Annotated in this window: 10 protein-coding genes and 1 pseudogene; 9 read left to right on the forward strand and 2 right to left on the reverse strand. The window is 69.3% G+C overall.

Features of this window, described 5'->3' with window-relative positions; all coding sequences use genetic code 11:
* Positions 1–48: 48 nt before the first annotated feature.
* Positions 49–1,134, forward strand: a complete 1,086-nt coding sequence (locus ACFYE1_RS12515) for a quinone-dependent dihydroorotate dehydrogenase (protein ID WP_387743213.1) — start codon at positions 49–51, stop codon at positions 1,132–1,134.
* Positions 1,135–1,245: 111 nt separating this feature from the next.
* Here the strand turns inward: ACFYE1_RS12515 and ACFYE1_RS12520 are convergent, their stop codons facing one another.
* Positions 1,246–1,806: a DUF3043 domain-containing protein gene (locus ACFYE1_RS12520; protein ID WP_387743215.1), complete on the reverse strand. Its 561-nt coding sequence runs from the start codon at positions 1,804–1,806 to the stop codon at positions 1,246–1,248.
* A 107-nt stretch (positions 1,807–1,913) separates the two neighbouring features.
* Between ACFYE1_RS12520 and ACFYE1_RS12525 the strand changes: the two genes are divergently transcribed.
* The 7 genes from ACFYE1_RS12525 to ACFYE1_RS12555 all read left to right on the forward strand — a co-directional run bounded on the left by ACFYE1_RS12525 (position 1,914) and on the right by ACFYE1_RS12555 (position 8,560).
* Positions 1,914–3,335, forward strand: a complete 1,422-nt coding sequence (locus tag ACFYE1_RS12525; RefSeq protein WP_387743217.1) for a dipeptidase — start codon at positions 1,914–1,916, stop codon at positions 3,333–3,335.
* Positions 3,336–3,419: 84 nt separating this feature from the next.
* Positions 3,420–3,791 carry a HesB/IscA family protein gene (locus ACFYE1_RS12530; protein WP_387743219.1) on the forward strand — a complete coding sequence of 124 codons (372 nt, stop codon included), beginning with the start codon at positions 3,420–3,422 and terminating at the stop codon, positions 3,789–3,791.
* A 250-nt stretch (positions 3,792–4,041) separates the two neighbouring features.
* The gene (gene ctaC, locus ACFYE1_RS12535) at positions 4,042–4,926 is read left to right on the forward strand and encodes an aa3-type cytochrome oxidase subunit II (RefSeq protein WP_449274640.1); all 885 of its coding nucleotides are present in this window, start codon (positions 4,042–4,044) and stop codon (positions 4,924–4,926) included.
* 9 nt (positions 4,927–4,935) lie between these two features.
* Positions 4,936–6,648, forward strand: a complete 1,713-nt coding sequence (ctaD, locus tag ACFYE1_RS12540; protein WP_387743222.1) for an aa3-type cytochrome oxidase subunit I — start codon at positions 4,936–4,938, stop codon at positions 6,646–6,648.
* 2 nt (positions 6,649–6,650) lie between these two features.
* On the forward strand, positions 6,651–7,055 hold the full coding sequence (locus tag ACFYE1_RS12545) for a cytochrome c oxidase subunit 4 (RefSeq protein ID WP_387743224.1): 405 nt from the start codon (positions 6,651–6,653) through the stop codon (positions 7,053–7,055).
* A 635-nt stretch (positions 7,056–7,690) separates the two neighbouring features.
* Positions 7,691–8,029: a helix-turn-helix domain-containing protein gene (locus tag ACFYE1_RS12550; RefSeq protein ID WP_387743226.1), complete on the forward strand. Its 339-nt coding sequence runs from the start codon at positions 7,691–7,693 to the stop codon at positions 8,027–8,029.
* A gap of 213 nt (positions 8,030–8,242) precedes the next feature.
* Positions 8,243–8,560, forward strand: a complete 318-nt coding sequence (locus ACFYE1_RS12555; protein WP_387743227.1) for a hypothetical protein — start codon at positions 8,243–8,245, stop codon at positions 8,558–8,560.
* Between the two features lie 238 nt (positions 8,561–8,798).
* Here ACFYE1_RS12555 and ACFYE1_RS12560 read toward each other — a convergent pair whose 3' ends face one another.
* A complete protein-coding gene (locus ACFYE1_RS12560) occupies positions 8,799–9,611 on the reverse strand; it encodes a hypothetical protein (RefSeq protein ID WP_387743229.1) in 813 nt (270 codons plus the stop codon).
* 828 nt (positions 9,612–10,439) lie between these two features.
* On the opposite strand from ACFYE1_RS12560, the pseudogene ACFYE1_RS12565 reads away from it, so the two are divergent.
* A pseudogene (locus ACFYE1_RS12565) lies at positions 10,440–12,153 on the forward strand (IS481 family transposase).
* Positions 12,154–12,503 lie beyond the last annotated feature (350 nt).

A 12,503-nucleotide genomic window follows, 5' to 3' on the forward strand; every position in this document is an offset into this window, starting at 1 on the left:
CCTCCACGACCGCCCGGCCGGAGGGGTGCCCTGTGGAAGACTGGGACCATGCGTCTCTACCCTACGTTCTTCACGGCCGTCTTCTCCCGGATGGACGCCGAGAAGGCCCACCAGGTCGGCTTCCGCGGGATCCGGGCGGCGCGGGCCGCGCGGATCAGCACGGCACTGCGGGTGTACACCCGGCCCGATCCCGCCCTGGAGGTGGAGGCGCTGGGCCTGCGGTTCCCGTCCCCGTTCGGACTCGCGGCGGGTTTCGACAAGGGCGGCGAAGGGATCGGCGCCCTCACCGACCTCGGCTTCGGCCACGTCGAGATCGGCACCGTGACCGCCCAGGCGCAGCCCGGCAATCCCCGGCCCCGCCTCTTCCGGCTCGTCCGGGACCGCGCGGTGATCAACCGGATGGGCTTCAACAACGAGGGGGCGGCGACCGTGGCCCCGCGGCTCGCCCAGGCGCGCCGCGGGCTCGAGGCGGACCACCGCGGCCGCGCCCGTCCCGTGCTCGGCGTCAACATCGGCAAGACCAAGGCGGTGCCGCTGGAGGACGCGGTGGACGACTACCTGCAGAGCACCCGGACCCTCGCCCCGCTGGCGGACTACCTCGTGGTCAACGTGTCCTCGCCCAACACCCCGGGACTGCGTCAGCTGCAGGAGATCGAGAGCCTGCGCCCGCTGCTGAGCGCAGTGGGCCGCACGGCCGACGAGTCCGCGGACCGGCACGTCCCCCTGCTCGTGAAGATCGCCCCGGACCTCTCGGACGAAGACGTCCTGGCCGTCGCGGACCTGGCCCTGGACCTGGGACTGGACGGCATCGTGGCCACCAACACGACCATCGCGCGGAACGGGCTGGGGCTGGTCTCCGACCCCGGCGAGGTCGAGGCCCACGGGGCCGGCGGGTTGTCCGGCGCCCCGCTGCGGCGACGCTCCCTCGAGGTGCTGCGGCTGCTGCGCGAGCGCGTGGGGGACCGGCTGGCCCTGGTCTCCGTGGGCGGCGTGACCACGGCCGAGGACGTCCAGGAACGCCTCGACGCCGGTGCCACCCTCGTGCAGGGCTACACCGCCTTCCTCTACGAGGGCCCCTTCTGGGCCCGGCGCGTCAACCAGGGCCTGGCCCGGGCGGGTCGGGCGCTGCGCTGACGGTGGCCGGGGCGCAGGAACAGCGCTGCCCCCGGACCGCAGGGTCCGGGGGCAGCGCTGCCGGGGCCGTGCCCGGAGTCCGTGGCGGACGCGAGCCGGGCACGGTGCGGCTCAGGAGGGCCGCTCACCGCGCGCGACCCGGGGCTTGGGCAGGCGGAGACGGCGCATCGTGAAGGAGCGCATCGCGGCGTACCAGCGCACGCCGGGCTCCACGGTCCCGAACTTCGCCTGCATCGCCTTCTTCATCCGGGCGGTGGACAGCACGGCGTCCACGATGCCGAGGACCATCAGCGCCCAGATGACGTAGACCCCGTACGTGGCCACGTCCTGGACGGGGAAGAACAGGATGACGAGCGCGAGCAGCGCCACGACCATGAGGTACTCGCCGACGTTGAGGCGGGAGTCGACCCAGTCCCGCGCGAACCGGCGCTGCGGTCCGCGATCGCGCGGACCGAGGAAGCGCTCGTCCCCGGCGGCCATGCCGGCCTGGGCCCGCATCCGCTGCTCGCGCGCGGTGTCACGGGACTGGGCCTTCGCGGCCTTGCGGTCCTCCGGGACCAGGGGCCGGCGCCGGGCCGCCTCCTGCTGCCGGCGGCTGGGCGTGGGCCGGCCCTTGCCCGGCGTCTGCCGCGGGGCGGCCACCGGCTCCGTGGGGGCGGGCGCAGCGGTCACCGAGGTGGACCCTGCGCGGTCTGCATCCTTCTTGCGTCCAAACACCCGTCAAGGATAGCCGACGGACCTGCCGGTCCCCGCTGAGCACCGGACATAGGGTGGGTGCCATGAGCGAGCCCTTCGCCCCGACCGTTCCCGTTCCCGTCGACATCGTCCGCGCGGCCGTGCACGCGGGCATGCCCCGGATCCTCGAGCAGATCGTCGGTCTGGTCGCGATCCCCGGCATCGCCTGGGAGTCCTTCGACGCCGCGCAGCTCGAGCGCAGCGCCGTGGCCGTGGCCGGCGTCCTCGCGGACGCCGGGCTGGACGAGGTGGAGATCCTGCGCGTGCCCCTGGGGGGCGGCCCGGGCCACCCCGCCGTCGTCGCCCACCGCCGCCCCGCGCCCGGCTACCCGACCGTCCTGCTCTACGCCCACCACGACGTCCAGCCCCCGGGCCGGCGCGAGCTGTGGGACTCGGAGCCGTTCGTCGCCGAGGAGCGCAACGGCCGCCTCTACGGGCGGGGCGCGGCCGACGACAAGGCCGGGATCATGGCGCACGTCGGCGCACTGCGCGCCGCGACCGCCCACCGCGGGGACGGCTTCGGTCTCGGCGTGACCGTCTTCGTGGAGGGGGAGGAGGAGGCCGGCTCCCCGTCCTTCCGGGACTTCCTGGAGGCCCACCGGGACCGGCTGGCCGCCGACGTCATCGTGATCGCGGACTCCTCCAACTGGGAGGTCGGCGTCCCCGCCCTCACCACGAGCCTGCGCGGCATGGTCGGCGCGGTCGTGGAGCTGTCCGTGCTCGAGCACGCCGTCCACTCGGGCATGTACGGCGGACCGGTCCTGGACGCCCCCACGTTGCTGGCCCGGCTCGTCGCCACCCTGCACGACGACGACGGCGCCGTCGCCGTCGAGGGGCTGCTCGCCGAGGACCGCACCGACCTGGTCTACGACGAGGAGCGGTTCCGGGCCGATGCCGCGGTCAGGGACGGCGTCCGGCTGGCCGGCCGCGGCTCGATCGCCTCCCGGCTCTGGACGCAGCCGGCCCTGTCCGTCACCGGCATGGACGTCACGCCCGTGGACATCGCCTCCAACACCATCGCCCCCTCCGCCCGGGCGAAGCTGAGCCTGCGCGCGGCGCCCGGGCAGGACCCCGCCGAGGCCGCGGAGGCGCTCCGGCGCCACGTCGAGGAGCACGCGCCGTTCGGGGCGCACGTGCGCTTCGAGCTCGAGGAGACGGGCCAGTCCTTCCGCACCGACACGGACTCCGAGGCCGCCCGGATCGCACGGTGGGCGCTGGGGGAGTCGTGGGGCCGGCCCGCCGTCGAGACGGGGATCGGCGGATCCATCCCCTTCACGGCGGACCTCATGGAGGTCTACCCGGACGCCGGCATCCTCATCACGGGCGTGGAGGACCCCGACTCCCGCGCGCACAGCGCCAACGAGTCCCTCCACCTGGCGGAGTTCGAGCGTGCGGTGGTCGCGGAGACCCTCATGCTGCTCGCCCTCGACGACGCGGCCCGTGACGCGCAGGGACGCCGGGAATGAACCGGAACCCCCATCCGTTGTGCCCGTGACAGACCCGCCGCCGGCCCGACCCCGTGCGGCACCCCTCCACAGAAAGTGAGCATCATGAGCGTCACGACCGAGAACGGCGCCGCAGTGGACGGCCTGCCCACCCACGGTGTCAACCTGACCGACGTCGCGTCCGAGAAGGTCCGCGCTCTGCTCGAGCAGGAGGGCCGCACCGATCTCCGGCTGCGCGTGGCCGTGCAGCCCGGCGGCTGCTCCGGCCTCATCTACCAGCTGTACTTCGACGAGCGCATCCTGGACGGGGACTCCGTGCGCGACTTCGGCGGCGTCGAGGTCGTCGTGGACAAGATGAGCGTGCCCTACCTCGACGGCTCGACCATCGACTTCGAGGACACGATCTCCAAGCAGGGGTTCTCGATCGACAACCCCAACGCGGGGGGATCCTGCGCCTGCGGGGACTCCTTCCACTGAGTCCGTCCGCTCACCCCGAGAGGCCCGTCGTCCGCCCGGACGGCGGGCCTCCCGGCGTTCCGGAGGCCTCCCGCGGACGCCTTCCGGAAGGGCCTCCGAGCGCCGCGCGGAAGCTGACACTGTGTCACCAGATGTCAGCGACACGGGGTAAGCTCGGAGGGAAACATTCCATCTGACTGTGTCCGGGCTCTTCGAATCGGGGCCTTCGGCGCGCAGACGACGAGCACGAGAAGAAGAGGAAGGGCCGTCTGTGAGTTCGCACACACGAACCGACAGCCTCCGGCGCCGTACGGCGAAGGTGTCTGCGGCAGCAGTCCTGGCAGCAACCGCGCTGACGGGATGCTCGGAAGAGGCGAAGCTCGGCTGGATGCCCACCGAGCGTGGCACCACCGACAACGCCGACATGATCCTCGACCTGTGGATCGGGTCCTGGATCGCGGCCCTCGTGGTGGGACTGATCACCTGGGGTCTGATGCTCTGGTGCATGATCGCCTACCGCCGGCGCAATAACGAGACCGGCTACCCGCGGCAGGTCGCGTACCACGCCCCCCTCGAGGTCTTCTACACGATCGTCCCGATCGCCCTGATCATGTCCCTGTTCTTCTTCACCGAGCGCACCCAGGCCGAGATCACCGCCGTGCACGACGACCCGGACGTCACCGTCCAGGTCTACGGCAAGCAGTGGGCCTGGGACTTCAACTACCTGAGCGAAGACGTCTGGGACACCGGCATCCAGGGCCACCTCGACGGCGAGGAGGGCGTCCCCGAGCGGGTGCCCACCCTGTACCTGCCCGTCGACAGCGACGTCGAGCTGCAGGTCACCTCCCGCGACGTCATCCACTCCTTCTGGGTCCCCGCGTTCCTCGAGAAGGCGGACATGTTCCCGGGACGCACCAACAACATCAGCATCACCACGGGCCGCGAGGGCGAGTACTTCGGCAAGTGCGCCGAGTTCTGCGGCGAGTACCACTCCGAGATGCTGTTCAACGTCAACGTGGTCAGCCAGACCGAGTACGACGCCCACGTCCAGTCCTTGCGCGACGCCGGACAGACCGGGGCCCTGGGCGAGGAGTACAGCCGTGACTCCTACCCGGGCGCGGACGACGTCCTGCCCGTCAACCCCTTCGAAAACTAAGGAGTACCGGTGTCAACACTCGAGTATTCACGGGACGAGGCTGCCACTGTCGCTCCGCGCGTGGTGCCCCGGTCCAAAGGCCGGATGGTCGTCAACTGGATCACGACCACCGACCACAAGACGATCGGGTACATGTACCTGATCTCCTCCTTCGCCTTTTTCCTTCTCGCCGGGGTGATGGCGCTGCTGATCCGTGCCGAGCTCTTCGAGCCGGGCATGCAGATCCTGGAGACCAAGGAGCAGTACAACCAGCTGTTCACCATGCACGGCACGCTGATGCTGCTGATGTTCGGCACCCCCCTGTTCGTCGGCTTCGCCAACGTCATCGTCCCGCTGCAGATCGGCGCCCCGGACGTGGCGTTCCCACGGCTGAACGCCCTGGCGTTCTGGTTCTTCCTCTTCGGGTCCCTCATCGCTGTCGCCGGCTTCCTCACCCCTCAGGGTGCGGCCTCCTTCGGCTGGTTCGCCTACACCCCGTTGTCCAACTCGTCCTTCTCGCCCGGGGCCGGTGGTGACCTGTGGGTGTTCGGTCTGGCCCTGTCCGGGTTCGGCACCATCATGGGCGGCGTCAACTTCATCACCACGATCATCGCGATGCGTGCCCCCGGCATGACCGTGTGGCGGATGGGCCTGTTCACCTGGACCACTCTCATCACCGCGCTGCTCGTGATCATGGTGTTCCCGCCGCTGGCGGCGGCGCTGTTCGCGCTGGGCATGGACCGCACCCTGGGCGGGCACATCTTCGATCCGGCCAACGGGGGAGCGGTGCTGTGGCAGCACCTGTTCTGGTTCTTCGGACACCCCGAGGTCTACGTCCTCGCACTGCCGTTCTTCGGCATCGTCTCCGAGATCATCCCGGTCTTCTCCCGCAAGCCGCTGTTCGGCTACAAGGGCCTGGTGTTCGCGACCATCGCCATCGCCTCCCTGTCGGTGACCGTGTGGGCCCACCACATGTACGTCACCGGCGCGGTGATGCTGAGCTTCTTCGCGTTCATGACGATGATGATCGCGGTGCCCACCGGCGTGAAGTTCTTCAACTGGATCGGCACCATGTGGCAGGGCTCGATCACCTTCGAGACGCCCATGCTGTGGGTGCTCGGTTTCATGTTCACGTTCCTCTTCGGCGGCCTGACCGGCGTCATCCTGGCCACCCCGCCGCTGGACTTCCACGTCTCTGACTCATACTTCGTGGTCGCCCACTTCCACTACGTGGTGTTCGGCACCGTGGTCTTCTCCATGTTCGCCGGGTTCTACTTCTGGTGGCCGAAGTTCACCGGGAAGATGCTCAACGAGCGGATCGGCAAGATCCACTTCTGGTTGCTCTTCTTGGGTTTCCACATGACGTTCCTGATCCAGCACTGGCTGGGTGTCGACGGCATGCCGCGCCGCTACGCCGACTACTTGCCAGAAGACGGGTTCACCTGGATGAACCAGATCTCCACGGTCGGCGCGATGCTCCTGGGCCTGTCCATGATCCCGTGGTTCTGGAACGTCTACACCACCTGGCGCAACGGCACGAAGGTGGAGGTCGACGACCCCTGGGGCTTCGGCGGTTCCCTGGAGTGGGCGACCTCCTGCCCGCCGCCGCGGCACAACTTCACCTCGCTGCCGCGCATCCGCTCCGAGCGGCCGGCGCTGGACCTGCACCACCCGGAGCTGGCCGCGGAGTCCCCGCAGCAGTCCCCGGTCGACGACGGCGCCATCGCCACGCGAAAGGGCTGAGCATGAAACTGTCCATCAAACTGTTCATCCTCCTGGGCGGCTTCAGCCTTCTGGCGGGCGTGGTCTACGGTTTCCTGACCCGGTTCGACGAGCTCGTGGGCTTCCCCGGGTTGCTCGCCGTGGGCATCATGTCGTTCATGCTGGCGGTGTACCTGTGGCTCGTGGACCGCAACACCGGTGGCGTTCTCCCGGAGGACAAGCTCGACGGCGAGATCGTCGAGTCCGCCGGCGAGTACGGTCACTTCTCCCCGTGGAGCTGGTGGCCCCTGCTGCTCGGCATTGGCTGCGCCTTGGCCTTCACCGCGTTGGCCATCGGCTGGTGGATCCTCGGGCTGGCCGTCCCCGTCGCGGTGCTGGGCCTGCTCGGCCTGATCTTCGAGCACTCCCGCGGCGAGCACGCCCACTGACACGGACTGCTGATCGCTGATCGGCACGGAGGCCCCGGACACCCTGGTGTCCGGGGCCTCTCGCATGCCCACGCTCCGCGCTGGAGGCCGTTACTGCTGCGAGCTGCAGGTTCGGCAGCAGCGGACCCAACGGACAAACGCGTGTCGACGAAGGGAGGAAACCGCCCCCCTCACCGGCAGATGGGTCCGGGGGCTCATCCCAACATCGCCGTTCGCTGGAGGGAGGGACATGAGGATCAGAAGGCGCAAGCGGCCATTCGTTGTGGAGGACGAGAATCGGGTCTTGGTTCCGGCTGGCGTGGGCACGGTCGGGACCTGCCGGATCGCCGGCAACGGGCGCGAGACCGGGTACCAACGGCGGGCCGGGCTCGGCGGTTAGAAGGCACGGCCCGGACGCTGACCTGGGCCGGGGCTAGGAGATGTGGTGGGATGACCTGGCGGCCACGTGGTGCAGCGGCGGCGTGCAGATCGCCGAGTCGGCCGGTCCGTGGAGGCCTGGGTCGAGGGAGACCATGAGCGGGCTCCTGTGGCGGTCCTTCCCGAGGGGCACGGACCTGTGTCAACGACGGGGTGGTTTCTCGTCATGGTCGCAACACCTGCCCGAAAGCTGGGCCATGACAGCAGCGTGAGGGATCATGATCGCCGATGGACTGCGTGCCGACACGAGCCTGCGGGGCCTCGCCGCACTGCTGGGCCGGGCTCCCTCGACGATCTCCCGAGAGGTACGCCGCATTCGTGGCGGACTGGTCTCCTACCGGCCCTTCACCGCCGAGCACCTGGCCCGGCAGCGGCGCCGACGTCACCACCGTCTCAAGATCGTGGCGGACACAGAGCTGGGCGCGTGGGACACCGCGCGGCTGGCGGAATACTGGAGTTCCGCCCAGATCACCCGGTGTGGCGATCATGACGAGAAACCACCCTGTCGCACCTGCTCAGTGTTCGTCCGTCGTCGACAGGACCACGCGCGCTGCTGAGCGAGAGCCACCACGGTCACCGGTGCCCAGGTAAGGATCGGCTGCGCACGCCCGGGCTTTCCTCCTGAGATCCGTCAGCACCCGCTCCGGCACCCACCGCTCGGGGCGAGGGCGGTGATCTTCTCTCCGTTTGCCGTGACCGACCGGCTTCATAAACGTATGAAGTTGCACGGGACCTATCCGTGGGCCGGTTCGTCCCGGCACAGTAGCGCCATGACGTCGGCGATGGCCTGTGAGGCGAGTGGGTGCGGTCAGTGGGCCGTGACCGTCCTTCCGGTGGTGGCCTGGACGGCGGCGACCTTTCCGGAACTGACTGCAGCGCCGCTGCATCACTACTGTCCCGTCCACGAGCCGGTCATCAGTGACCGCTACGCGGCCGCGGTGGACTGGACGGTGTGCCGGGACAGCGTCGAGGGCCGTCGTCTTGACCCGCAGACGATCCAGGTGATCTGTGCGCACCTGCAGATGATGAGGACCCCGAAGGCTGAGGCGGTGCACACCGCCCTCGTCCGTCTCACCGAGACCCCCTGAGCCCGGGCGTCCGTTCCCACGAAGCTAGGCGGATCCCTCCTGGACGCGGCCCGTTGGTCCGGGCGCTTCCTTCTCACCCCGGGCACGCCGCGTGCTCCGGTGCGGCGGCCACGCCGTGGAGGCGATGGGCATCGGGTGACCACCGTGGGCTGCATGACTGTACGGGGAGCGATCGGGGGGTCCGGGTGAGGAACGCACCCGAGGTTCCACGGACCCTGGTGGGATCCAGGGCGTGCGCTCAGGCGCCGGCGCGGTGGGCGAGATGCTCGAGAACGCGGCGGGTTTTGGTTTCCTGACGGCTGAAGGGGTTCAGCCCGCGGGCGGCTACGGCGGTCGAGAAAGCGATCAGACGCTCGAGGGGATCCCCCTTGCTGCCTGCTTCGAGCTGGATCGACAGCTCGAGGAAGTCCAATCCCTCGACGGTCCATCGCTCCACCATCGTGGTGAACTTGCCGACCTTGACGTCCTTCCACCGGGTGCCCTCGATGGGGCCCAAGGGAGTGAGCGCGGCCAGGACCACACGACGATCGGCGCAGGCGGCCAGGAACCTTTGGTGGTGCTCGCCGAAGACCTCCCGGGGTGGAAGCGCGCTCTGGCGACTGTCTTCGGGGGCGTCCTCTGGTGTCAGGCGAACAGGGTCGATGTCGACCTTCAGGGAGGCAGCCAGGAACCGTCGCGTCCCCGCCCAGTCCTCCTCGATGCGGTACTCGTAGCCGTCTGTGCCGTCCTTTGGTGCCTCGCCTGCCGAGTGCGCCCGGTCCCAGGGGTGGGGCAGTTGAGTGCGGCGTGCTGGGCGCAGTTTCACGGTGGCGTCGGCTTCCCGGCTGCCATTCTTCTTCTCGTCGAGGCGGACCCGGAAGATCTGTCCGGTCTCCAGCATCGGCAGGTGCTGGGTCAGGCCGGGGGTGAGGTCCTCGAGGAACCAGATCCGCCGGGCCCGGCCGTCAGGCAGTTCTAGGGCCTGCACGGCCTCGTCGACGCTGCCCGGGGGAGACTCAGTGGGATCGCCGCCGACGGTGATCTTGATTTCCACCGGGTGCTCCAGGGGCATGGTCGTCTCCTTCGGTGCTGCAGGCCCCGGGATGCACACGGTTCCCGGATCGATGGGGTGAGTACTGTGGCGTTACGCTCCTGACGCGGGTGCGGTCGCGAAGCGATTTGCGGTGATCCTCTGCGATCACCCGGCGTATTCCCTGGTCACGTCAGGATGGTCCCGGTGCCGCTATGGGTCAACGGCGACGGGGTGTCAACGCCGAGCGAATATTGACCCCTTATCACCGTTGAATCCGCCCGGCGCCCGAGGGTCAGTATTCAGGCGGCAACGACACGGGGAACATGACATATCCGGCCCAGCCTGTGAGGCACCGCTGATGGCGCCCTGCCGGCAGGCGTGCCGTGACAACCAGCAGACCTCGGTGGGTCAGCTTCGGTGCCTGGCGAGGGGCTGTCGCAGACGTGGTGCAGGAAGGGGCTTTTTCCTGACCCCGTCGTTGACAACCTTGCGCGTGCACACCGCCGGCGACCTCGTACCGGTCGAGGAGCTGATCAACAACCTTCCATGCACGGTCCTCGGTTGAGCAGCACCCACCATCGTGACCACCGAGAGACTGTGAAGCTCCCAGTACGTCGGTCCTGCAACGAGCAGCTGCTTCCGCTCATCCGCCGTTCCGGCCCTCGCGGCGATAGGCGAACTCTGGGGCCACTCTCTGGAGGCGCTGGGAACCGAGAGCACGCTGCTCGCGCGTGGTGATGGTGTACGGGTTCAGGACTTGTTTGACCGATCGTTGTCGGGACATCGTTGACGGTTCACGGGGTTCGGTGACGGTGGAGCGTGTCGTCGTTTCAGGAAAGTGAGTCCGATGCCGAGCTCGCTGCTCGAATCTCCGTGGAGATCCGGCTGCGCGCTGTCATGGCGGTGCGTGACGGGGCCAGCGTGGTCGACGTCGCCGAGCAGTTCGGGGTCTCGCGCCAGACAGTGACCGCCTGGCGCAAACGCTACGAGGCGAGCGGCCTGGCAGGGCTGTCCGATCAATCGCGGCGGCCGCGCTCGAGCCCGAACCGCATCAGCGGCGAGGTGGAGGCGATGATCTGTGAGCTACGTCGCGAGCACCGCCGGTGGGGTGCCCGGCGCATTGTCTACGAGCTCCAGCGACTTGCGGGCGGGCGTTCTCCGTCGCGTTCGACGGTGCACCGGGTGCTGGTGCGCAACGGGCTGATCACCCCCCAGGAGCAGCGTCACCAGCGCGTGTACAAGCGGTGGCAGCGCGAAGCACCGATGCACCTGTGGCAGCTGGATCTGGTGGGCGGGATCCAGCTGACCGGCGGGCAGGAGTGCAAGATGCTCACCGGGATCGACGATCACTCCCGGTTCGTCGTGGTCGCCGCGGTGCTCGAACGCCCCTCCGGGACAGCGGTGTGCGAGGCGTTCATCGCCGCGATGGGCCGGTGGGGAGTCCCGTTCGAGGTCCTCACCGACAACGGAAAGCAGTTCACCGGCAGGTTCACCCGGCCCCTGCCGGTGGAGGTGCTCTTCGAGCGCACCTGCCGCGAGCACGGCATCACCGCCCGGTTGACCAAGCGGCGTTCCCCGACGACCACGGGCAAGATCGAACGCTTCCACCGCACCCTGCGCCGGGAGCTACTCGACGAGAGCGGCGCGTTCGCCACCGTGGAGGCAGCCCAGGCCGCGATCGACGAGTGGGTGCACGCCTACAACACTGCCCGCCCCCACCAGAGCCTGGACATGGCCACCCCCGCCAGTCTGTTCCATCCCCGATCGGATCCGCAGTTGACGCCCACAGAGGGCGCACCACCGCGGACTGTCACCACCGTCCCCGACCGACCTCGCCGCCCTGGAGATCGAGCTGGCGGTCCCGCCCTCCGGTGTCGTGGTGCTGGTCGGCGCGCAGCAGGTCTGGATCGGCAAAGCCTTCGCCGGACGCACCGTGACCCTGTGGGTGGATCTGACCAGCGTCCACGTCCTGCTCGAGGCCGAAATCCTCAAGACGGTCCTCTCCCGCTTGACCACCGCCGACCTCCAGCGGCTGGCCATGCGCGGAGCCCGGCCCGGCCGCCCGGCGCCGGCTTTGCCCGCGATCGGGCGCGGCGCGCGCTCAACGCCGCCGGTGGCCGTGGAAGTCGATCGCACCGCCACCCGCGACGGCATCGTCACCCTCCTGGGCCACGAGCTCGCGCTGGGCCCGCAGCACGCGAGAACCCGGGTCACGCTGCGCATCGACGGCGGTCTGCTCCACGCCATCACCGACCACCACCTGATCAAGACCCTGCCGAATCCGCTGTCGGCCACCGACCTGCGCCGCCTGACCCAGACCCGGCGCGCGGCGACCGCGCTACCACCACCTCCGCCGGCAGGGCCACAGAGCGTGCAACGGCGCGTGCCCAACGATGGCGTCACTATGGTCGCCGGGCAACGCCTGCGAGTCGGACGTACCCACGCCGGGAAGATCGTCACCGTGGTCGTCGAGGACCACCACTTCCGCGTGCTCGACGGTCAAACCGAGCTGTCCCTCCACGCCAGAACAGGCGCCAAACCGATCCGGAACTTCAACGCCCACCGGCCACGAAACCGGTAAACATGTCCCGACGACATCCGGTCGTAGATGTCATGAGCCCATACACATCAGTGGTGGGGATCCGGCCGGTTCCCGGTCACAGCCGGCGTGGGCGATGGGCCCTTTACACCCCCGACGAGAACCGACCGCAACAGATCGACGGTGTCCATCGGAGCAGCGTGCCCGCCCCGGAGGATCCTGTTAGCAGGCACTGGGGGAGCTACTGCGGCCCTGCCGAGAGGACAATCTCCCTCTCGGCGTCGCCGGGGGCCATGGCGCGGTCAGAGGGTCGCTGAAGGCCACGGCCACGGAGCCTCGCAGCCATTGGCACCCTCGTCGGCAAGCGGGAGGGACGCAGATGCGTCAGGGCC

Source organism: Kocuria nitroreducens, assembly GCF_042879195.1.
GTDB classification, from domain to species: domain Bacteria; phylum Actinomycetota; class Actinomycetes; order Actinomycetales; family Micrococcaceae; genus Kocuria; species Kocuria nitroreducens.